Below are 21418 nucleotides of genomic sequence, written 5' to 3' on the forward strand. Positions count from 1 at the left end.
AGTCGGCCTTCCGCAGTCGCGGTGCGCACTGCAGTTGAATAACGCTTTTTATTTAAATTCGCCCGTAACGGTCGGCTAACCGGATTACGTCGTCTTCTTCAAGGTATGCGCCACTGCGCACTTCAATCAGATCCAGTGGGATCTTGCCGGGATTTTCCAGGCAGTGTGTCATGCCCAGCGGAATGTAAATGGATTCGTTTTCACCCAGCAGTTTTACGTCTTCGCCCAGAGTCACTTTGGCGGTGCCCGCCACCACAATCCAGTGTTCGGCGCGGTGGTGGTGCATTTGCAAAGAGAGCCCTTCTCCGGGTTTCACTGTAATGCGTTTCACCTGGTAACGGTCACCGGCATCGATTGAGTCGTATTTGCCCCACGGGCGGTAAACCTCGCGGTGAACCCGGTGTTCCTGGCGGCCAGTCTGCTTGATTTGCTCGACGATTTTTTTCACGTTCTGCACATGGTCGCGGTCGGCAATCAGTACGGCGTCTTTGGTTTGCACCACAACCAGGTCTTTCACCCCCACGGTGGTGACCAGGCCGGATTCGGCATACACATAGCTGTCCTGGGTTTCATGGCAGATAACATCGCCGTGGCGCACATTGCCATCTTCCCCTTTCGGGCTGATTTCCCACAGCGAAGACCACGAGCCGACATCGCTCCAGCCTGCGTCCATTGGCACCACCACTGCATCGGCGGTTTTTTCCATTACCGCGTAGTCAATGGATTCGTCGGGGCAGGCCAGGAAGGCTTCTTCGGCAACGCGGATAAAGTCCAGGTCCGGGTCGACGCCGTTCATTGCCTGCTGGCAGGCATCGAGAATGTCCGGGCGGAATTTTGCCAGCTCTTCCAGGTAGCGGTCGGCGCGGAACAGGAACATCCCGCTGTTCCAGTAATATTCCCCGGTATTCACGTAATTTTGCGCGGTTGCCAGATTCGGTTTTTCGACAAACTGCGCCACGTTAAATGCCACGGCATCGGTTGCGTCATTAGTCAGGTTATGCACTTCGCCACGGCGAATGTAACCGTAACCGGTTTCTGGCTGGTCCGGCACAATGCCGAAAGTCACCAGCTTGCCTGCTTCGGCAAATGGCATCGCGGCACGCACAGCGTCACGGAACGCGTCTTCATTCTGAATAACGTGGTCTGCGGCCAGCACCAGCATTAGCGGGTTGTTGTCCGGGCACTGGCGTTTGGCGGCCAGCGCGGCCAGCGCAATGGCAGGCGCGGTGTTGCGCCCGGCGGGTTCCAGAATGATGTTTTCTGTCAGCATATGCAGCTGGCGCAACTGCTCAGCAACGATAAAACGGTGCTGCTCGTTACAGATAACCACCGGGCTTTCACAGGGAATGCCGTCCAGGCGGTGCAGTGTGGACTGTAACATTGTCAGTTCCCCTTTCAGGCAAAGGAACTGTTTAGGATAAAGTACCCGGGACAGTGGCCACAGGCGGCTACCGGAGCCCCCGGCCATAATGACCGGATAAAGTAATGACTGACTCATGATTTAACCCCGAATATCAGCGAGAAATTGGCTTAACACGTTCTCTTTTTCGAGCGTGCGTTCGGCATATTGACGTGCCACCGTGTTGTCCTGCGGCATGTTCAGGGCATGAATAATCCCTGCTGCCAGTGCGTCCGGCGATTCTGGCTCCACGCACACGGCAATACCCGGCACACTGGAGCATAACTGGCCCAGTTCGGTTTCCGGCTCGGCGGTTATCACCGCGTTACCGCCAACGGCGAGAATATTGGTGAGTTTGGAAGGCAGTACCGCATCCGCCGCGCCACGGCGCTGGATAACCAGGTGGCAATCCCCCATGCGCAGCAATGCAGGCAGCGCTTCATAGGGTTGCAACGGGAAAAACCGCATATTGTGCAGGCCGCGCTCTTGTGCCAGCGCCTCCAGGCGTGCTTTTCCCCCACCCTGGCCGACAATAACGAATATCCAGGGTTTATCGGTGTAGCGTGCAGCCACCTCAATCACGCTTTCCAGCCCCTGTTTTTCGCCAATATTGCCGGAGTAGAGCACCACTTTGTGCCCGTCTGGTATGCCCAGTTGTTCACGCAATGCCTGTGCGGCCTGGTCATCCACCTGGCGAAAGCGTGCCACTTCAGACCAGTTGGGGAAGAAGATAATCCGCGCCGGATCCACACCTTTTTCCTGCGCTTTATTCATCATCGAGCGCGAAATGGTGGAAACCCGGTCAACATTGAGCAGGCCGCTGCGTTCAAACAGGCTGGCAAATTTTGCCAGTTTGCCGCCTTTGCCCTTCCCTGCCATGCCAAGGCCCAGCATGGCATCCACTTCGTAATCCTGAATATGCAGTACTGTGCGTGCCCCGCTGAGTTTTGCCAGCAGACGCATGCCCGGTACACAAAACAAGGTGGGAACCACACCAATAATCCGGTCCGGCTTCCAGCGGCGTTGCGCCATCAGCGGGAAGAACGAACTCGCGGCAAAACTCCCCAAATGCAGCAGGCGTTTCACCGTTGACGGTTTTGCCGGAACATACAGTGGGCACCGCCATACGGTTGCGCCGTTGCGCTGTTCTTTTTGCCAGCACCAGGCGGAATACTCGCCCTGTACTTTCCACTGCGGGTAGTAAGGAGGTGCGGTAATTACCCGCACTTCGTGGCCCTGGCTTACCATCCAGTCCACCATTTCACCGGTGTATTTGCCAATGCCGGTCAGTTCCGGTGCATAGTTGATGCCATAGACCAGAATTTTCATAGACCGGGCACTCCGGCATGGCGTGCTTTGTCGAAATAGGCCAGTGTGTTGCTGTGAACGTCTTCGCTGTTGAGGACGGTTTCAGGTTTTTGCCAGCGCCAGTCGGCATGCTGTTCGTCTGGCAGGTGCAAGTCACTGGTGTTCACTTTCAGGCGGAAACCCAGCACGATGTAATGGGTGGTAAACGCATCCCCGGCGAAGTTGTCGTCGTAAAAATGTTGCCAGACGCCATAAAACTGCCCCTGGTCCATTGGGATTTTGCAACCCAGCTCACCTTCGGTCAGGCGTTCAAACGCATGGGCGAGCGTCTCGTCTTTTTGCACCCGGCCGCCTGGCACAAACCAGTAGCCCTGTGCCGGGCGGTTGTTACGCCGCCCTAACAGGTATTCGCCGCGCTCGTTCTCCACGACCAAATCAATGGAGATAAGCGGAGCGCTTTCCACCACTGTGGCAAACGCTTCACGACTTAAAAACATGGTTACCCCCGGAAACGATCCTGGTGTTCAAGGAACCACGCGTAGGTACTGGCAAGGCCTGCTTCAAGGCCAATTTCGTGGTACCAGCCCAGACTGTGCAGGCGGCTCACATCCAGTAATTTACGTGGGGTGCCATCCGGTTTGCTGGCATCAAAGACAATACGGCCTTTGTAGCCCACCACCCGGGCCAGGGTTTCTGCCAGTTCACGAATGGTGCAGTCCACGCCCGTGCCCACGTTAATGTGCGACAGCATCGGTTCGGTGTTTTCCTGCCACACTTCCGCGTCCAGTTCCATTACATGGATACTGGCGGCTGCCATGTCATCCACATGCAGGAATTCACGCATTGGGTTGCCACTGCCCCACACAGCCACTTCCGGCGCTTCCTGAATACGGGCTTCATGGAAGCGGCGCAGCAGAGCCGGGATCACATGGGAATTGCTCGGGTGGAAGTTATCGTACGGCCCGTACAAATTGGTTGGCATCACAGAGCGGTAGTCGCGCTGGTACTGGCGGTTATAAGATTCGCACAGTTTGATACCGGCAATTTTGGCAATGGCGTAGGGCTCGTTAGTTGGCTCCAGTTGGCCCTGCAGCAGCTCACTTTCTTTCATGGGCTGGTGCGCCAGTTTCGGGTAAATGCACGACGAGCCAAGAAACAGTAATTTATTCACGTTGTTCACATGGGCCGCGTGAATAATGTTGCTTTCGATCATCATATTTTCGTAGATGAAATCTGCCGGGTAGGTATTGTTCGCCACAATACCCCCCACTTTGGCCGCCGCCAGGTAGACCTGGTCGATGCCTTCTTCGGCAAAGAAGGCATGTACTGCGGCGGAATCGAGCAGGTTAAGCTCGTCCCGGCCACGCAGCACCAGCTCCACATCTTCACGCGGCGCGAGCTGGCGGGCGATAGCCGACCCCACCATTCCGCGGTGGCCAGCTATAAAGATACGTTTTTTTGTCATGCTCAGGACTCCAGGGCGATTGCCACCTCATAACCGTGAGATTTAAGCAGTGCGTGTTTCTTCGCCGCTTCCAGGTCTTTGGCAACCATTTCAGAAACCATTTGTTGCAGGGTGGTTTCTGGTTTCCAGCCCAGAACTTGGTGTGCTTTGGTTGGGTCACCCAGCAGGGTTTCCACTTCAGCGGGGCGGAAGTAACGCGGGTCAACAGCCACAATCACATCGCCTGGTTTCACTGCCGGTGCATCGTGGCCAGTCACTGATTCGACAATGCCCTTCTCTTCCACGCCTTTGCCTTCAAAGCGCAGTTTGATACCCAGTTGTGCCGCCGCCATTTCCACAAACTGGCGCACGGAATACTGCACACCGGTGGCAATAACGAAGTCTTCCGGTTTGTCCTGTTGCAGCATCATCCACTGCATTCTCACGTAGTCGCGGGCATGGCCCCAGTCACGCAGGGAGTCCATGTTCCCCAGATACAGGCATTTTTCCAGGCCCTGGGAAATGTTGGCGATAGCGCGGGTAATTTTACGGGTCACGAAAGTTTCGCCACGGCGCGGGGATTCGTGGTTAAACAGAATTCCGTTACAGGCGTACATGCCGTAAGATTCACGGTAGTTTACGGTTATCCAGTACGCGTACAGTTTTGCCACCGCATACGGAGAACGTGGGTAGAACGGTGTAGTTTCTTTCTGCGGGATTTCCTGTACCAGGCCATACAGTTCAGAGGTGGACGCCTGGTAGAAACGGGTTTTCTTTTCCAGGCCGAGGAAGCGAATGGCTTCCAGCAGACGCAGGGTGCCCATGCCATCTACATCCGCGGTATATTCCGGAGATTCAAAAGACACAGCTACGTGGCTCATTGCCCCCAGGTTGTACACTTCGTCCGGGCGAACTTCAGAGAGGATGCGCGTCAGGTTGGAGGTATCCGTCAAATCACCGTAATGCAGGTGGAATTTCGGGTTGGTGGTGTGCGGATCCTGGTAGATGTGATCCACGCGCTCAGTATTAAACGAGGAAGCACGGCGCTTGATACCATGAACTTCATACCCTTTGTCCAACAGGAATTCAGCCAGATAAGAGCCGTCCTGTCCGGTTACGCCGGTAATAAGAGCCACTTTACTCATATTCATTTTCCTCTGTGAATAATTATCGGACTTCGTTGGGAGTCTCAGGCTGCGCCTTCCATTGAAGACACAGGTTGGGTATCCACGCGTTTGCGTATCACCACTGCCGGGTTGCCACGGCAAATTGCGTTACCGGGCAAGGATGCAAAAACACTGCTGCGCGCACCCACTACGGTGCCATCGCCAATCGTCAGGCCTGGCGCGACAAATACGTCTGTCGCCAGCCAGCATTTTTCGCCAATCACGATGGGGTGCGCGGAAATATCGAAGTAGTCACTCATGTAGTCATGGCTGCCGGTGCACAGGTAGCACTTCTGGGAAACCACGGCGTTAGCGCCAATGGTGATATCACCCAGGGTATATAACACGGCGTCGTCACCCACCCAGGCGTAATCACCCAGGGTTAATTTCCACGGATAAGTAATTTTGACTGAAGGGCGAATTACCACCCCTTTGCCAATGCGTGCGCCAAATAAACGCAGCAAGAAAGCACGCCAGCGGTACATTATTTGTGGTGACCAGGCAAATAAGGTGGCCTGTACAGCCCACCACAATTGAACTTTAATGCCACCAGCACCACGAAACCCCGCCGGAACGGTGAAGTTTTTTAAATCCTGCATAGTTAATCCTCAGCGGTAGAGTGCATGGGAAACCCTTCATATCCTCAGGTGATTATTGCTAAACCCTGTGTTATATGAATTATTTTCAGTGGCAACCAGGCACTTCGTTTTAATCAGGCCAGTTTAATTATCAGGCTTTGTTATATAAGGCCTTAGCTTTACCTGTCGTTCTCAGGCGCAGTTGATAGGATAATTCCGCCCAAAAACCAGGAACATGCAGTATCTTGCGTTGTACATTTTTTGCGTCTTGACATAATTCAATGTTATTAGAGGTTGAGACACCTCCCATTGAAAATTCAGAAACCAAACATTTAATACGTTTAAACCGGTAACCTAATTTATACATACGCGCAGTGAGTGCATAATCTGACGATACGCGGTATTTCAGGTCATACGGGTATTGTTTTAACCCATTTACCGGGAAAAATATTGCCTGATGGCTTGCTGGCAGACTGTGGTAAATATACCAGCCATGTTTCGCAGTGCGGCGTAATTTATTACCATCGCCAAAATCAAGCAGAGCATCGCCAAGATACATTACGTTGTCTTTATTACTGTCTTGTTGCATTTGGCGAACAAATTGCGCCACATTTTCATGGAACACATCACCGGAGTTCAGGAAGATGGCATAGCGCCCCTGAGCCATAGCAATGCCTTTATTCATGGCATCATAAATGCCTTTATCTTTCTCGCTTACATAGCGCAAGTTGTACTGACCATTACAGTTTTCGAGAAACTCTTCCGTACCGTCTTGTGATAAGCCATCTACCACAATCCACTCAAACGGAATACCCGCCTGTTCCAGATGAGCCAGAGATTGCCAGGTTTTTACCACACCTGCGTAATTTCTGAAAGCAACAGTAATCACACTTAAAAACGCCATAGCGAACCTCTTCAGGATACTGTCTGTGCCAGCGCTTTGCGCAAAATAAACGGGCAGACAATTAAAAATGCATATTCCGGGCTAAAAATCGAACCAGTAAAGAACAATGACAAGGGCATAAACAAATATAACTGCACGCGATAGTTACGGTTATTACCGAATGCCGCGGGTATCATTTTTACCACTTTGGTCATATACCAGACTGTTAACGCAACTGCGAACCAGGAAAAATAAATAATCAGCAGATACAGCCCATTGTCTATGGTTTTACCCACATCCGCACCGTTAAAAATTCCGAATGATGCGACATATTCGTAAAGCGAGCCAAATCGGACTATTCCGTCAATATTGGTTAATGAATAACCCACCATTACCAGTGGACCAATAATACGGTAGTACGAAGAAGACCCGGCTGTTCCCAAATCACCAATACGTTCTGCTATATAAGGGAAGCCCAGTACCAGTCCAACCAGGAAAACCGCAAGAGAAATAATTGCCAACGGCAGCTTCTTTCTGATTGCGCTTTTATTCAGGTACTTAAATGCCCACTCCAGTAAATAAAACATGATAAACGTCATTACACCGGAAAAGGACCCCGAGAGAACAATCCCTGCAAGAATCATAACATCAGTTTTCGGCGTTTTGATACCAAACTGCTTGATGCTGAGCCAAATTGAGATTAGTGCCAGGGCGAAGAAAGCCGGTTCAAAATACAGTGCTGTGGTTCTTTTCCCACCAAAGCTAATAAAATTGAGTACATAGCTGTTACTGTATATGAGAAATTTGGATATATTCTCAATCAGGCTACTGCCACCGGTGAGTAATATTTGCGCCATTTCTGCCGCCGCGATCATCACAATAATGCCCACCACCAGGTAAAACGCCCGCAGCAGTTTGCGGTGGTTACGCAGCGAAATTGGTTTAAAGCGGCAACTCCATGTCATACCGATTATCACCACGATGTAAACAAACAACAGCGTTGATGTGATGTACTTACTGGCATCCAGTGATTTGCCGAAAATATAGTTGTAAATTGTCAGCCCGGTGCCAATACCCAGTGCGATAAACAGCTTTTTCAGGCTGATGCGCTCTAAAAACAACAGCAAAATGGCAGGCATAAATGTCACTACCGTTATTGGGAAGCTGGCACCAATTTGCGCCAGCTTCACATTCACCACCAGGTAGGTGAACGGCAGAATAAGATAGCTACAGACTCTGATAGAACGAGACATATTCCTCCAGCATCTGTTGCCCACTGAACGCCGCACGGCTGCGTTGTTTGAAATCACTCAGGGATGCGCCAAACAGGGTTTGCGCCAGTTCGCTCCGGCGCTGTGCCGCCAGCCCACTCGCCTGCGCCTTATCCACCGTTACGCCCTGCACTTTGCTGAGCACTTCCTGCGCGGCTTCACTGTGGGTGGCAATCACCGGTAAGCCAATCGACAGCGCCTCACACAGAATTAATGGGTAGTTATCTACCCGTGAGCTGAACAGCAGCGCATCCAGTTGGTTGAGCTCACGCATCAGCGCGGCTTTATCTGTCAGAAAACCGTGGTTCACCACATTCGCGCCTGCAAAAGGCGAGAATTTGCCAAAGGTGTGCACCTCCACGTCGCCGCGGGCAATAATGTCGCTCACCAGTTGCTGGTCAGTTTTGCCGTCGTAGCGTAAATCATGCGCCACCACCGCCAGCCGTGGTTTACTGTTTTCTGTCTGCGCATCCGGCAGGTTCGCCAGAATGGTTTCGGTAGCCAGATCTATACCGTTATTGATAACCTGGCAGCGCCCTGCTCCGTACAGGCTGTTGAATGCCTGAGCCACATGCTGGCTGGGGGAAATAAACTGGCAACCCAGCGCCAGCATGGTATTGATCAGGCTGCGCTTCTTGTCGATGCGTTTCGCAGCCAGGTCGATTTTTACCGGCGGGTAGTTATTCAGCCCCGGGCACGCCTGGCAGCCGGTTTTCCAGCCGTCGCAACCATCCAGAAAAGCGCAACGCCCGGTAATACTCCAATGGTCGTGCAAGGTCCAGACCAGCGTGGCATCGGGTTTGGCCGCTTTCAGGCGGCGGCAAAAATCCACCACAGAAGCAAAGTTCAGCCAGTAGCTGTGCAATACGTGAAAATGCAAAACCACCGGGCCCCTGGTCGCCAGCAGGCGGCCATACAAATTGTTCAGGTTGCCGAACGGGTCGCGGTTCAGGACCCGAAACAGCGCCAGGTTAAGCATGGATACCAGTTGCGGTGTGTGTTTTTCGGCATGGGGAATGCTGTCGTGGCTGACACTTTTTTTGCCGCCCTTGCCGTAACCATAAATAAAGCGCGACTGCCAGCCCTGCTTCAGCGCACGCTGGTGTAAGTCAAGCGCGACCCCGGCCGCACCGCCTTCTGCCAGGCGTACATTAAATTGCAGAATATTCATTTAATAACCTTCACTCGCGCTTTTTCACCCGTTACCAGCGCGTTATCCGGAATGCTGTCCAGTACGACGCTTCCCGCGCCAATCGTCACATTGTTGCCAATGCTGATATCGCCTATCAGGATGACACCTGCGCCCAGTTCCACACCGTTACCAATTACCGGGCAGGCCAGGCTGTCTGGCCCGCGGTTACCAATAGTGACGCCGTGGCGAATGGTGAAGTCATCTCCGGCAACCACAAATTTATTGATAACCACTGCGTAACCGTGGTGAATGGTGAAACGGCGGCCAATGGTGGCGGCAGCCTGAATTTCATAACCAAACAGACACTCAGTGATAAAGCGGTACAGCAGAAGTAACGGTGCGGCCCAGATATTGTTAAGCACGTTTTTTTTGCGCCACACGGAGCAAAAGTGAGCGAAACGGTACGCCACCACCATGCAGCACGGGCGCAGGCTCCAGCTATTTGCGCGTAAATCTTCCAGCAGCATTTATTTTCCTCGCAGCCCATACGCCAGACGGCGTGAATTACGCACAGAGAACAGTGCCAGCAATGTACGCAGTGACATCCGTTTGTTGCGGATTTGATACAGCGTGAACAGCTGGTATTTCTTGCTGGCCTTGTCGAATTTGTTTTTGTGTTTGCGGTAGAAATTGAAATAGCCGGAGAACTGTTTCGGCGATTTGGTTATCTGCATTTCGCCGTGGTTGACGTGCAGAATTTGTGTGGCTTCTTCCACTTTCCAGGGTTCGCCCCAGGACATCACCATGCGCAGGAAGATGTCGTAATCCTGTGCGGCACGCAGTTGGGTATCAAACAGGCTTTCTTTAAAGCGGTTTGCCAGCGTGAAGACCTGGTTGCCAATAATATTGCGCTTGAAAAACAGCTTGCGGGAATACGGCGATTTTGGGTACAGCGGCAGGCTGTTGGGCTGGGTGTACACTTCGCCCTGGCAAAGGTAATCGTTCGCGTATAAAAATGCGTGGCTCACCAGTTGGTGTTTTTGCGCCAGAAATGAGGAAAGCCGGTTTGGCATCCACTCATCGTCGTCGTCAATGCCGGTAATGTAAGAGCCCTGAGCGCGCAGAATCGCCTGGTTACGCACGGCACAGGCACCACTGTTGATGTCGTTGTGAATATAAATCAGGCGCGGATCGTTAAGCGATTCGATAAACGCCTGTAACTGATCCCAGGATTCGGAACAGTCATCCACGATGATCATTTCCCAGTTGTCAAAATCCTGGCGCAGCACCGATTTAATAGCGCGAATTGCCAGTTGCTGACGGTTCCACGTCGGCATATAGATAGATACCAGAGGGCGCGATGGTGTGGTCATCTTTCCATTCCCCATTAGCTGATAGTGAGTGTCAGGTTGGTGTCCGGTTGCGGGCAACGGCACCGCCCGCCGGCGGTACCGGTTCACAACAGCCGGTTATTTGGCATCCGATTTATATTCGTATTCGTAGTAACCGTAATCCTGGTAGCCCGATGCACGACGGAAGATAGAGTTCAGAATCACCCCTTTCACCTGAACGCCGTTCTGTTCAAAGCGACCAAGGCTGGTTTCCACTTCTTTCAGGGTATTAACCGCATAACGCGCCACCATCAGGGTGGTACCGGCATGGCGGCCAACAACGGCGGCATCAGTGACGGCAAGGATTGGCGGTGTATCAATCAGTACCAGCTCGTAGTGCTTGCTGGCCCAATGGATAAGCGCTTCGAAACGCTCACTCATCAGCAACTCTGACGGGTTCGGTGGGATTTGCCCACGCGGGATCAGGTCAAAGTTGGCAATGGTGGTTGGGCGTGCGGCTTTTTCCAGCGGGCTGTTATCCGCCAGTACGTCCGACAGGCCATGCTGGTTACTGCACCCCAGTAGTTCATGGGTGTAGCCTTTACGCATATCACAGTCGATAAGCAGCACTTTCTTGTTGGTCTGGCTGATAACCGCCGCCAGGTTGGCACACACAAAGGTTTTACCAATGGACGGGCTGACCCCGGTCATCATCAGCACATTGTTGGGTGCCTGCATCATGGCAAAGTGCAGGCTGGTGCGCAGGCTGCGCACTGCTTCAACGGCCAGGTCAGTTGGGTTACCCACCGCCAGCAGTTCACTCTGTTTATGGCGCTTGCTGGTTGAGCTACCTTTGAAGTGTTTAACTTTACTGCCACTTTTTACAGCGTTATCTCGCGCTTTTTGCCATTCAGATAGCGGGATACTGGCGTAAACACTGATACCGGCTTCTTCCAGCACTTGCGGGCTTTCAATACCGCGGTTAAGCAGTGAACGCAGCAGAACGCCAACAATGGATAACATCAGCCCCAGAATAATGCTGCCGAGGATAACCAGCGCGCCACGGGGTTTAACAATGCCCGGTTCGGTGACTGCCGGGTCCACGATACGCACATCGCCAACGGTACTGGCTTTCTGAATTTTCAGTTCCTGCTGGCGGTTCAGCAACTGCATGTACACTTGCTGGCCGGACTCCACATCCCGGGTTAACTGCACCACTTCCTGCTGGGTTTTCGGCATGGCTGCAATGCGTTTTGCCAACTGCGCTTTTTCGTTTTCCAGCACCTTACGTTGTTCAAGCAGGGTTCGGTAAGACGGATGCGCTTTCGTGTACAGCTTGGAGATTTCCGCTTCTTTGAATGTCAGTTCATTCAACTGGGAATCGATGTTCACCATCGAATCCAGCACGGACTTCGCTTCCAGCGAGAGATCCACGGAGTCTTTCTGCTGGCGATAGGTGTTCAGCTTGCTTTCTGCGGCATCCAGGTGCTGGCGTACCACAGGCAGTTGTTTTGCCAGGAAGTCGAGGCTTTTCGCCGCTTCTTCAGATTTACGCTCAACATTCTGCTCAAGGTAGTTACGGGTAATGCTGTTGAGAATTTCGCGGATCTGGTCGCGGTCTGCCCCGGTGTAAGTCAGGCTCAGTACGCCAGTATCTTTGCCGTTCTCAGTCACCGTCAGGCTGTTGGTCAGTTGGTTAATCATGCCCAGCGTGGAGTATTTTGTAACCGTAAACTCGCTGCCCTGGTGGGCATTAATACCGGAAACCATCAGGGTCAGGCCGTCTTTAGTTAATGGCTGCCCCACCTGCCCTTCTGCACTGAAACCGTTGTTGCTGGTAAAGCGGTAGTGAGTTGGGTTCAGTACCTCCAGCGTAAACTCGTCTTTATGCATGGCTTTCGGCACGTTAAAGGTGCTGACAGTGACGCTTTCGTTCTGCCGCCCCATTAACCGGTCCCAGCCAGCCCCAAAAACAGGGAAGGTTTTCTTTTCAACGTCAATATCCAGATTCAGGTCATCAACAGTTTTCCCCAGCACCATACGTGAGGTAATCAGTTGCATTTCTGCATCGGATTGCGGCGCTTTGTTTTGCAGTGCAGAGTTAATATCCTGCACCAGCGAGCTGCTGCCGTTCTGTTCGATTTGTACCAGTGCGTCGGCTTTATAAATCGGCGTCGCGAACATGACATACGTCACCGCAATCATGGCAAACAACGCAGTGATGCCAAGCACCCACCAACGGGCTTCAATCACGGTACCAATCAGACGACCGATATCAATCTCGTCGCTGCCATCAGACGAGGCGGAGGCGTGTTTAATGCGTTCTGTCATTGTTATCCCTGCTGAACTGTCAGTGCGTCCGCCCACTTGCGGGCAGAAAGGTCAAGAAGCTCATACACCGCTTCAAATGCCTCCTGGCTTTTGCGCCAGGGGTCCGGAATTTCACGTTCACTATCCCAGTGACCAAACAGCATCACTTTGCCACGCATTTCTGGTGCCATTTCGCACAGTGCAGCGATATGGCGGCGTTCCATAGTGAGGATAAGGTCGTAGTTACGGCACATTCTGCCTGATACCTGGCGGGCGCTGTGCCCGTCCAGAGAGAGGTTGTGCATCCGGGCGACTTTCGCCGCCGTCGCATCGGCATGTTTGCCAACCAGGGCACCTAACCCGGCAGAATCCACGTTAAGTTCTGGTTGGTACGCTTTCAGTAAACGTTCTGCAGTTGGGGAACGGCAGATGTTCCCCACACACACCACTAGAATTTTATTGAACATAAGCGGTTACCAGTTATGAATGTCACTCGCCGAATTAATCATGTAGCGAACGCCTGTTATTGTCGGTACCAGTTGGTTAACCAGTCGGCCCCAACGCGCTACTGGCGCTGTCGTGACATACACCACATCGTAAGGTTGCAGGCGGAATTCTGTCGCCATCACCAGCGAGGTGGCATCAGACATATCCAGTTGATAGATATTGGCAATTTTTCCATCTTTGCTGTTACGAATCGGACGAATCACGAAAATACCGCTGGCATTGGCGCTGGTCAGGTCGATACCTTCCGCCTGGCCGAGTGCTTCAGTCAGTGTCATGCCGCTGAAGTCCATTTTGAGCGTGGTCTGTTTTTTCACTTCACCCATAACGAAGACTTTCAGGTCATCGTTACGTGGCACAAACAGAATGTCGCCAGGATACAGTAAATGGTTCTGGCTCAGGTCGCCGTTTTGCATCAGCGCCTGCAGTGAAATACGTTGTTCGCGCCCGTTATGGGTGAGTACCACATTGCGCCAGTCGGCCATGTCAGTCAGGCCGCCTGCCGCATTCACCGCATCCAGAATCGTCAGTGGCACATTGGTGATTGGCTGCTGCCCGGATTTCAGCACCTGGCCGGAGACATAAACTTTCTGCGAACGGAACGCAGCGACATTAACGTCCACCTGCGGGTCAGTGATATATTTCGCAAGGCGGCCGGTAATATCACTACGTATTTCACTCAGGGTTTTCCCTGCTACGTGAACTTTGCCGATATAGGGATAAAAGACCGTGCCATCGGGTGCAACCCAGTTACCGGTGTCGCTGGAGCTACGGTACTGGCCTGCCGGTGTGGTCAGTTCGGGGTGGTCCCAAACAGTGACGTTGAGTACATCACCCGGGCCAACCCGGTACTGGTAATTCGCCATTTCCTGGTCAAGAGACGCGTTGGGTTGTGCCACTTCCGGGCGTGGGCGTAATTCTTCAACCAGACGAGGCGTCAATGGATAGACGTTTACTAACTTATCCAGATCAAAGTCAGCGTCCTGTTGTTTTATCACATCTTTTCCCATTGTAGACATGTTGCTACCTGGAAATACTGTACAGCCACTCATCAGGCCCACTGATACCAGGAGGGGCATCAATTTTAGTCTGGATATCATCATTGAATATTAATCACTATGGTAGAGTAATTATCCTGAACGCTGCTGATAGCAACATTACCGCTAACTTAAAAAGAGAATGCGATGCTTATACATAAAATATAACTGGCATCAGTCCTAAAATTCGCTTATTCACCCTCAGAACATTGACAGAATAATTATTGGACATTAGGGGCTTCAGGCACGCTACCGCCCTTGGCTTGCAGTTACCAATCTACTGAAAATTCATTGCCTTGCAATGCACGCAACGGTGCTGAGATGCACAAAGATACTGCAGTGAAATATCCGTCTTTACATCTGTTAAAAATATCAACTCTGGGTGTTCTTAATGCAAAACTCATTTAACACCAGATGGATTGTTGCAGCTAAGGAAGGTGCGAACAAGTCCCTGATATGAGATCATGTTTGTCATCTGGAGCCATGAAAAAGGGTTCATCATGAGTCATCAGCTCACCTTCGCCGACAGTGAATTCAGCAGTAAGCGCCGTCAGACCAGAAAAGAGATTTTCTTGTCCCGCATGGAGCAGATTCTGCCATGGCAAAACATGGTGGAAGTCATCGAGCCGTTTTATCCCAAGGCTGGTAATGGCCGGCGACCTTATCCGCTGGAAACCATGCTACGCATTCACTGCATGCAGCATTGGTACAACCTGAGCGATGGCGCGATGGAAGATGCTCTGTACGAAATCGCCTCCATGCGTCTGTTTGCCCGGTTATCCCTGGATAGCGCCTTGCCGGACCGCACCACCATCATGAATTTCCGCCACCTGCTGGAGCAGCATCAACTGGCCCGCCAATTGTTCAAGACCATCAATCGCTGGCTGGCCGAAGCAGGCGTCATGATGACTCAAGGCACCTTGGTCGATGCTACCATCATTGAGGCACCCAGCTCGACCAAGAACAAAGAGCAGCAACGCGATCCGCAGATGCATCAGACCAAGAAAGGCAATCAGTGGCACTTTGGCATGAAGGCCCACATTGGTGTCGATGCCAAGAGTGGCCTGACCCACAGCCTAGTCACCACCGCGGCCAACGAGCATGACCTCAATCAGCTGGGTAATCTGCTGCATGGAGAGGAGCAATTTGTCTCAGCCGATGCCGGCTACCAAGGGGCGCCACAGCGCGAGGAGCTGGCCGAGGTGGATGTGGACTGGCTGATCGCCGAGCGCCCCGGCAAGGTAAGAACCTTGAAACAGCATCCACGCAAGAACAAAACGGCCATCAACATCGAATACATGAAAGCCAGCATCCGGGCCAAGGTGGAGCACCCATTTCGCATCATCAAGCGACAGTTCGGCTTCGTGAAAGCCAGATACAAGGGGTTGCTGAAAAACGATAACCAACTGGCGATGTTATTCACGCTGGCCAACCTGTTTCGGGCGGACCAAATGATACGTCAGTGGGAGAGATCTCACTAAAAACTGGGAATAACGCCTTAAATGGCGAAGAAACGGTCTAAATAGGCTGATTCAAGGCATTTACGGGAGAAAAAACGGCTCAAACATGAAGAAATGAAATGACTGAGTCAGCCGAGAAGAATTTCCCCGCTTATTCGCACCTTCCCTAAATAAATAGCAAGCAAGGCACGATACCCTGCACCGATAGTTTTTAAGAATAATATTAAGCACTCATATTTTAATTTTTCGGATTTTCTTTATATTGACACAAGGCGATAAGACTAATTTTCACTCAAAATCAAACCAATCAGAACAATGCCTGTATGGTATTATTCCTAAAATATATTCATTCCACGCTAATATCATTTTTAGAAGCTGATACACCTATTTTCTATAAATTCATTAACCTGTATTTTTATTATTAAGACAAATCTCAGACATTGATTGCTTTTTTGACAGGCTTTCTCCATGATTCCGAAAGAAACGACATAATGGGGTAATTAACTGATTATGGAATGGTTGGCAGACCCTTCAATCTGGGCCGGGCTGGTAACACTGGTAGTGCTTGAACTGGTGCTGGGTATTGATAACCTGGTGTTTATCGCGATTCTGGCCGAACGGCTGCCACCACGGCAGCGCAACCGGGCACGTATCACAGGCCTGTTTTTCGCCATGCTGATGCGCCTGGTGTTACTGGCCTCACTCTCCTGGCTGGTGACACTGACCCGGCCACTGTTCACCTGGCACACGTTCAGTTTCAGCGCACGGGATCTGATTATGCTGGGAGGCGGTCTTTTTCTGCTGTTTAAAGCCACCACGGAACTGAATACCCGGCTTGAAGGAAAAGAGAACAATTCAGATACCCACCGTCGTGGCGCATTTTTCTGGGCCGTGGTGGCTCAAATTGTCGTGCTGGACGCGGTTTTCTCTCTTGATTCGGTCATTACGGCAGTGGGCATGGTCAATGAGCTGGGTGTCATGATGGCCGCAGTGGTCATCGCCATTACCCTGATGATGCTGGCAAGCAGGCCACTCACTGCCTTTGTGAACCAACACCCCACTATTGTTATTCTGTGTCTGAGTTTTCTGCTGATGATTGGCTTTAGCCTGGTGGCCGAAGGGTTTGGCTTCCTGATCCCGAAAGGCTACCTGTATGCCGCGATTGGTTTTTCTGTGCTGATTGAGATTTTTAACCAGATAGCGTGGTTTAACCGGCGGCGCTTTTTGCAGGCAAACCGATCACTGCGCCAGCGTACTGCCGAAGCAGTAATGCGCCTGCTGCGTGGGCGCAAACCCGACGACGTACTGGATGAAGAAGCGGCAGCACTGAGCGAGGACGTTCCGGCCCCGATATTTAACCCGCAGGAACAAATGATGATTTCCCGGGTGCTGAACTTAAACCACCGCAGTGTATCGAGCATCATGACGTCCCGCCATGATATTGACCTGCTGGATGTCAATGAAGCGGAGCAGGCCGTGCGCGACAGGTTACACAAGAACCAGCATACCCGCCTGGTGGTCAGTGCAGGAAATGACGAGATTATCGGTGTTGTGCATATTATTGATTTACTGAACCAAAGCCTCAGTGGGCACCCACTGGATATTCAGGCTCTGGTACGCCAGCCGTTGGTATTCCCGGAAACCCTGGCGCTATTAAGCGCGCTGGAGCAGTTCCGCTCAGCACGTACCCATTTTGCGTTTGTGGTGGATGAATTTGGTTCCGTGGAAGGTGTGGTGACCTTAAGCGATGTGATGGAAACCATTGCCGGTGATCTGCCTAATGAAGCAGAGGATGTTGATGCCCGCCATGACATTGAACGGCACGAGGATGGCAGCCTGACGGTTAACGGCCATATGCCACTGGATGACCTGGTCCACTACCTGCCGGACCTGCCACTGGAGGAAAAACGTGATTACCAGACTGTTTCTGGTTTGCTGATGGACGTGCTCCAGCATATTCCTGTTGCCGGGGAAGTGGTGCGCCTGGGGAATGTGGTGTTCACCACGCTGCAGGTTACTCACCACCGTGTGGAGCGGGTTCATGTTGCTACCGTGCAACCAGACGAATCACCGGAATATGAGGTGTAGTGTGATTCACTGGCAACGCCTCCGCGCACTGCCAGTGCCGGAAATACGCTTCTCTGAGGCATCAAGGTTACCGCCCCGCCATAATATCGGCCTGCGGGGCGAGTAGCGGTTATTTATTGAGCAGCTTTTTCAATTCCTGGGTTTTACTGCTCTCTTTGTTACGCTCAGCCCAGGCTTTTAACCGGTCGCGTGCTTCGTTTTGCAACTGGTTACGCAGCACCTGGTTAACATCCAGCGAATAATTCATTGATTGCCACGGGCCATAAATACGCAGCGGAATAGCAGTCTGGCTCAGGGTTTGCGTCAGTTTACTGTCGCCTTTCCAGCCACCGGTAATACGAATCATAAAGTTAGCGTCAGACGCTTCTTTTACCAGATCCATACTGCTGTCTCCGGTAATGCTCATCACGGCAGAAGAACCCTGAATGTTGCTCAAATCAAGTGTGCCACTGTCTAATACCAGGTCGGCACGGAAATCAGCCAGGGTTGTGTCATCGCTATTTACGCTATCACTGCTCTGAATTCGGCTGTCAGACCGGGCAAAAGCCTCGGTTACCAGGCGCTGGAAATTCATCCCCAACAGGCGGCTGTGAGTCATAGAGAGCGACCCCTCGCCCTGCCAGTTGCGGCGAAACGCTTCGGCATCCAGTTGGTGCCCGGAAAAACGCCCGTGCAGAGAAATCGCCCCTTCCAGAGCAATGGGGTAGTCAAACGCGGAAAGTATCGGACCAATTTCTACATTATTGATTACCGGGTTGAAAGTCAGGTTCGCAACATTTTTCCTGACATCCACCGTCCCCGGGAGGGAGAGCGTCCCCTGGCCTAATTTGCCCGTTAGCTGGTTAACCGCCAGAACGCCATGCTGGTTTTCCATCTCTGCCGCGACATCGGTGAAATCCAGCCCACGCCAGAGTACTGAATCTGCGGACAGTCTGAAATTAGCATCAAAACTCCACAGGCTGGTGAAGGGCCCGTCAACCACATCTCCGGCGATAACCGGCCGGGGCAGAACCGCCTGCCCGGCAGTATTACTGTTTTGCTGAGCGGCGGGCGCATCCCCGGTATCTGGTGCGCCAATCAGTTCATCCAGGTTCAGACGGGCAAAATGCAATTGGGTACGGATATCCGGTTTTTTGCCCATTTTCAGTGTCAGCCCGCCGTCCACCTGGCTGCTGTTTGCCGTCAGTTTCAGTGCCGACACCGCCACCTGCTCCGGGAAACTCTGCCAGCCGAGGTGCAGGCTGCCCTCACCGCTTACCCCTTTTGCCGGCAAATCGGCGCCGCTGAGTTGGTAATTCAGTTGAGTGATACTGGCGCTGAAGCTATGAGGCAGGTTTTGCACATCGACTGTGCTTTCCAGAGAAACTGACAGATCACGCTGGTCGCGGTTAATCCGGCTGGAGAGCGATACACTGGCGGTACGCAATGCCTTGTCAACGGACATATCCAGTTGCAAGTCACGCACGGTTACCGGGCTGCTGTTTTTGTCCTGAGGCTGGAAAACGAGCAGGCTGTCTGCCAGTTTAAGTTTTGCCAGGCTGAGCACCCAGTTCTGGCTGGAGTCAGCGGATTCAGGCTGGCCTTGCGGCGCCACCGGAGCACCTTGTGGCGCGCGGGCAGCGGTATCAGGCGTAACCTGAATCACTGCGCCTTTCAGCATAATTTGCCGGACATCAAGCTGGTGAGACAACAACGGCAACAGGCCGACATCCAGCCGCATATTATCGGCTGTCACCACGGGTGCACTGGCACCTGGCGCTTTCAGCGAGATGCGGCCAGATAAGATGCTAAGTTGCGGCCAGACATGCCAGCGCAATGGCCCGTTGAGTGAGAGCTGGTAGCCACTGCGTTCCTCAACCTGGTGAACCATATACGCACGAAAGTCATTAGGGTTAACCAGCAGCACTAAAGCTGACAGGCCAGCCACAATCACAACCAGCAAAATCATCAACGTTGTTAAAAAACGTCTCATGCTACCCTCATTCGTTCCCCCGGGCGTTATCCCCGGGGGCACGCGCGTCTCAGTCTTTATCGATTCGGCTGGCGACCGCACCTTGCTGGTCGCGATACTTGGCATCCTGGCGGCGGTTATAAGGCCGGGATGCCGGGCCGGAAAGCGGTTCAAAACTTAACGCGCCAATTAACATTCCCGGGCGCAACGCCAGGGGCAATTTACCGGAATTATAGAACTCCAGCACAATACACCCTTGCCAGCCGGGATCAATACGGTGTGCGGTGACGTGCACCATCAGCCCAAGGCGAGCCAAAGATGAACGGCCATCAAGCCAGCCAACTAAATCTGCTGGTAAGGTGACAGATTCCAGGGTTACCGCCAGCGCCAGTTCACCGGGATGCAGGAAGAAGGCTTCCCCTTCGCCCAACACAATTTCATCGCTCATGACCCGGTCCAGTGCGGCACTGACTTCCTGTTTCGGGCCACTCAGGTCAATATATGCTGCGGTATGCCCACGGAACGTGCGGAATTTATTCCCCAGACGCACGTCAACTGTCGCGCCATTAATACGCTCAACCGGTGGACGCGGTGTAATGGCCAGACGACCTTCATCAAGCCACATTTCAATATCACGATCGCAAAGACGCATGGTCATTCTCCTTTCGCGCTTTTTTGCTGACTCCTCAGTCATTCAGGCTGCAGACTGGTTGCCCTACTGTAACCTGAATCACTTAGAGTAAATACCCTGTGCCTGATTATGCGTGTTCGCCTGCCTTAACTCTAAGGCGCGCTGACCACTAGCAGTAACACATTAAAAGGCGATACTCAGCCCTGCCTTCGCCAGGCACCGGCGCGGAGCAACCCGCAAAAAAAGGGGTTTATTCAAAGAACTGGCTGATTTTTGCCTTAAGAATATCAATAGCGATGCGGTTTTTCCCCCCACGCGGCACAATAATGTCGGCATATTGCTTGGATGGGTCAATAAACTGCAAAAACATGGGACGCACAGTTTTCTGGTACTGGGCCATCACAGAATCCATGGAGCGCCCGCGCTCATTGACGTCGCGCTTAATACGGCGCATCAGGCAAATATCCAGTGGCGTATCAACAAAAATAGAAAAATTCATTTCCTGACGCAGCCGCGCATCTGTCAACAACAGGATCCCTTCCAGAATGATGACTTTCTTCGGTTCAATATGCACAGTTTCCACCATCCGGGTATGCTCAACATAGCTGTATACCGGAAGCTCAATGGGTTTGCCTTGTTTGAGCATTTGCAAGTGCTGGAACAGCAGGCTGTGGTCCATTGCACTGGGGTGGTCATAATTTGTTTTCACCCGCTCTTCCATGGAGAGGTGGCTTTGATCTTTGTAGTAACAGTCTTCCGGAATGACACCAATGTGTTCATCACCTACCTGATCGCGCAGCTCACGATAGAGAGTACTGGCAATAAGGCTTTTACCTGAAGCCGATGCACCGGCAATCCCGATGATGACGCACTGATGAGACTTGTCAGTCATAAAATTAACGACCTGATAACAGAAAAATGAAGG

Annotated in this window: 19 protein-coding genes; 2 read left to right on the forward strand and 17 right to left on the reverse strand. The window is 52.2% G+C overall.

The window, feature by feature from the left end; translation table 11 throughout:
* Nucleotides 1–52: 52 nt before the first annotated feature.
* From cpsB to MPHASIOC01_RS11605, 14 genes are all read right to left on the reverse strand, one after another.
* Nucleotides 53–1498 carry a mannose-1-phosphate guanyltransferase gene (cpsB, locus tag MPHASIOC01_RS11540; protein ID WP_353614675.1) on the reverse strand — a complete coding sequence of 482 codons (1446 nt, stop codon included), beginning with the start codon at nt 1496–1498 and terminating at the stop codon, nt 53–55.
* Between the two features lie 3 nt (nt 1499–1501).
* Nucleotides 1502–2728: a colanic acid biosynthesis fucosyltransferase WcaI gene (gene wcaI / locus MPHASIOC01_RS11545; RefSeq protein ID WP_064594784.1), complete on the reverse strand. Its 1227-nt coding sequence runs from the start codon at nt 2726–2728 to the stop codon at nt 1502–1504.
* Nucleotides 2725–3204: a GDP-mannose mannosyl hydrolase gene (locus MPHASIOC01_RS11550; RefSeq protein WP_353614676.1), complete on the reverse strand. Its 480-nt coding sequence runs from the start codon at nt 3202–3204 to the stop codon at nt 2725–2727. Before MPHASIOC01_RS11550 ends, wcaI begins: the two co-directional genes overlap by 4 nt.
* A 2-nt stretch (nt 3205–3206) precedes the next feature.
* On the reverse strand, nt 3207–4172 hold the full coding sequence (locus MPHASIOC01_RS11555) for a GDP-L-fucose synthase (protein WP_064594787.1): 966 nt from the start codon (nt 4170–4172) through the stop codon (nt 3207–3209).
* Between the two features lie 2 nt (nt 4173–4174).
* Nucleotides 4175–5296 (reverse strand): GDP-mannose 4,6-dehydratase, encoded by a 1122-nt coding sequence (gene gmd / locus MPHASIOC01_RS11560; protein ID WP_353614677.1) that lies wholly within the window; start codon nt 5294–5296, stop codon nt 4175–4177.
* 44 nt (nt 5297–5340) lie between these two features.
* Nucleotides 5341–5916 (reverse strand): colanic acid biosynthesis acetyltransferase WcaF, encoded by a 576-nt coding sequence (wcaF, locus tag MPHASIOC01_RS11565; protein WP_036115062.1) that lies wholly within the window; start codon nt 5914–5916, stop codon nt 5341–5343.
* A 130-nt stretch (nt 5917–6046) separates the two neighbouring features.
* Nucleotides 6047–6799, reverse strand: coding sequence for a colanic acid biosynthesis glycosyltransferase WcaE (gene wcaE, locus MPHASIOC01_RS11570; RefSeq protein WP_064594796.1), 753 nt, complete (start codon nt 6797–6799; stop codon nt 6047–6049).
* Between the two features lie 11 nt (nt 6800–6810).
* A complete protein-coding gene (gene wcaD / locus MPHASIOC01_RS11575; RefSeq protein ID WP_064594800.1) occupies nt 6811–8031 on the reverse strand; it encodes a colanic acid polymerase WcaD in 1221 nt (406 codons plus the stop codon).
* A complete protein-coding gene (locus MPHASIOC01_RS11580; RefSeq protein WP_353614678.1) occupies nt 8006–9220 on the reverse strand; it encodes a glycosyltransferase in 1215 nt (404 codons plus the stop codon). The genes wcaD and MPHASIOC01_RS11580 overlap by 26 nt, the downstream gene beginning before the upstream one ends.
* Nucleotides 9217–9705 carry a colanic acid biosynthesis acetyltransferase WcaB gene (wcaB, locus tag MPHASIOC01_RS11585; RefSeq protein ID WP_156519002.1) on the reverse strand — a complete coding sequence of 163 codons (489 nt, stop codon included), beginning with the start codon at nt 9703–9705 and terminating at the stop codon, nt 9217–9219. Before wcaB ends, MPHASIOC01_RS11580 begins: the two co-directional genes overlap by 4 nt.
* Before the next feature lie 3 nt (nt 9706–9708).
* Complete coding sequence (gene wcaA / locus MPHASIOC01_RS11590; RefSeq protein WP_353614679.1) at nt 9709–10554, reverse strand: colanic acid biosynthesis glycosyltransferase WcaA; 846 nt, start codon at nt 10552–10554, stop codon at nt 9709–9711.
* Between the two features lie 96 nt (nt 10555–10650).
* Nucleotides 10651–12843: a tyrosine-protein kinase Wzc gene (gene wzc / locus MPHASIOC01_RS11595; RefSeq protein ID WP_353614680.1), complete on the reverse strand. Its 2193-nt coding sequence runs from the start codon at nt 12841–12843 to the stop codon at nt 10651–10653.
* 2 nt (nt 12844–12845) lie between these two features.
* Nucleotides 12846–13289: a low molecular weight protein-tyrosine-phosphatase Wzb gene (wzb, locus tag MPHASIOC01_RS11600; RefSeq protein WP_353614681.1), complete on the reverse strand. Its 444-nt coding sequence runs from the start codon at nt 13287–13289 to the stop codon at nt 12846–12848.
* Between the two features lie 6 nt (nt 13290–13295).
* A complete protein-coding gene (locus MPHASIOC01_RS11605; RefSeq protein ID WP_064594812.1) occupies nt 13296–14429 on the reverse strand; it encodes a polysaccharide export protein in 1134 nt (377 codons plus the stop codon).
* A 434-nt stretch (nt 14430–14863) separates the two neighbouring features.
* Between MPHASIOC01_RS11605 and MPHASIOC01_RS11610 the strand changes: the two genes are divergently transcribed.
* Nucleotides 14864–15844: an IS5-like element IS5 family transposase gene (locus tag MPHASIOC01_RS11610; protein WP_026141915.1), complete on the forward strand. Its 981-nt coding sequence runs from the start codon at nt 14864–14866 to the stop codon at nt 15842–15844.
* 489 nt (nt 15845–16333) lie between these two features.
* Entirely contained in the window at nt 16334–17911 is a 1578-nt protein-coding gene (locus MPHASIOC01_RS11615; protein ID WP_353614682.1) for a TerC family protein, read from the forward strand.
* A gap of 109 nt (nt 17912–18020) precedes the next feature.
* Here MPHASIOC01_RS11615 and asmA read toward each other — a convergent pair whose 3' ends face one another.
* The 3 genes from asmA to udk all read right to left on the reverse strand — a co-directional run bounded on the left by asmA (nt 18021) and on the right by udk (nt 21385).
* Entirely contained in the window at nt 18021–19883 is a 1863-nt protein-coding gene (gene asmA, locus MPHASIOC01_RS11620; RefSeq protein WP_353614683.1) for an outer membrane assembly protein AsmA, read from the reverse strand.
* A 49-nt stretch (nt 19884–19932) separates the two neighbouring features.
* The gene (gene dcd / locus MPHASIOC01_RS11625) at nt 19933–20514 is read right to left on the reverse strand and encodes a dCTP deaminase (RefSeq protein WP_064594816.1); all 582 of its coding nucleotides are present in this window, start codon (nt 20512–20514) and stop codon (nt 19933–19935) included.
* Between the two features lie 229 nt (nt 20515–20743).
* Nucleotides 20744–21385 (reverse strand): uridine kinase, encoded by a 642-nt coding sequence (gene udk, locus MPHASIOC01_RS11630; RefSeq protein WP_064594818.1) that lies wholly within the window; start codon nt 21383–21385, stop codon nt 20744–20746.
* Nucleotides 21386–21418: the final 33 nt, after the last annotated feature.

The organism is Mangrovibacter phragmitis (genome assembly GCF_040429585.1).
GTDB lineage: Bacteria > Pseudomonadota > Gammaproteobacteria > Enterobacterales > Enterobacteriaceae > Mangrovibacter > Mangrovibacter phragmitis.

What these genes read in the sequence shown, in the direction of transcription:
- cpsB (WP_353614675.1), bottom strand. Translation starts at nt 1,498, where the DNA reads ATGAGTCAGTCATTACTTTATCCGGTCATTATGGCCGGGGGCTCCGGT.
- wcaI (WP_064594784.1), bottom strand. Translation starts at nt 2,728, where the DNA reads ATGAAAATTCTGGTCTATGGCATCAACTATGCACCGGAACTGACCGGC.
- MPHASIOC01_RS11550 (WP_353614676.1), bottom strand. Translation starts at nt 3,204, where the DNA reads ATGTTTTTAAGTCGTGAAGCGTTTGCCACAGTGGTGGAAAGCGCTCCG.
- MPHASIOC01_RS11555 (WP_064594787.1), bottom strand. Translation starts at nt 4,172, where the DNA reads ATGACAAAAAAACGTATCTTTATAGCTGGCCACCGCGGAATGGTGGGG.
- gmd (WP_353614677.1), bottom strand. Translation starts at nt 5,296, where the DNA reads ATGAGTAAAGTGGCTCTTATTACCGGCGTAACCGGACAGGACGGCTCT.
- wcaF (WP_036115062.1), bottom strand. Translation starts at nt 5,916, where the DNA reads ATGCAGGATTTAAAAAACTTCACCGTTCCGGCGGGGTTTCGTGGTGCT.
- wcaE (WP_064594796.1), bottom strand. Translation starts at nt 6,799, where the DNA reads ATGGCGTTTTTAAGTGTGATTACTGTTGCTTTCAGAAATTACGCAGGT.
- wcaD (WP_064594800.1), bottom strand. Translation starts at nt 8,031, where the DNA reads ATGTCTCGTTCTATCAGAGTCTGTAGCTATCTTATTCTGCCGTTCACC.
- MPHASIOC01_RS11580 (WP_353614678.1), bottom strand. Translation starts at nt 9,220, where the DNA reads ATGAATATTCTGCAATTTAATGTACGCCTGGCAGAAGGCGGTGCGGCC.
- wcaA (WP_353614679.1), bottom strand. Translation starts at nt 10,554, where the DNA reads ATGACCACACCATCGCGCCCTCTGGTATCTATCTATATGCCGACGTGG.
- wzc (WP_353614680.1), bottom strand. Translation starts at nt 12,843, where the DNA reads ATGACAGAACGCATTAAACACGCCTCCGCCTCGTCTGATGGCAGCGAC.
- wzb (WP_353614681.1), bottom strand. Translation starts at nt 13,289, where the DNA reads ATGTTCAATAAAATTCTAGTGGTGTGTGTGGGGAACATCTGCCGTTCC.
- MPHASIOC01_RS11605 (WP_064594812.1), bottom strand. Translation starts at nt 14,429, where the DNA reads ATGATGATATCCAGACTAAAATTGATGCCCCTCCTGGTATCAGTGGGC.
- MPHASIOC01_RS11610 (WP_026141915.1), top strand. Translation starts at nt 14,864, where the DNA reads ATGAGTCATCAGCTCACCTTCGCCGACAGTGAATTCAGCAGTAAGCGC.
- MPHASIOC01_RS11615 (WP_353614682.1), top strand. Translation starts at nt 16,334, where the DNA reads ATGGAATGGTTGGCAGACCCTTCAATCTGGGCCGGGCTGGTAACACTG.
- asmA (WP_353614683.1), bottom strand. Translation starts at nt 19,883, where the DNA reads ATGAGACGTTTTTTAACAACGTTGATGATTTTGCTGGTTGTGATTGTG.
- dcd (WP_064594816.1), bottom strand. Translation starts at nt 20,514, where the DNA reads ATGCGTCTTTGCGATCGTGATATTGAAATGTGGCTTGATGAAGGTCGT.
- udk (WP_064594818.1), bottom strand. Translation starts at nt 21,385, where the DNA reads ATGACTGACAAGTCTCATCAGTGCGTCATCATCGGGATTGCCGGTGCA.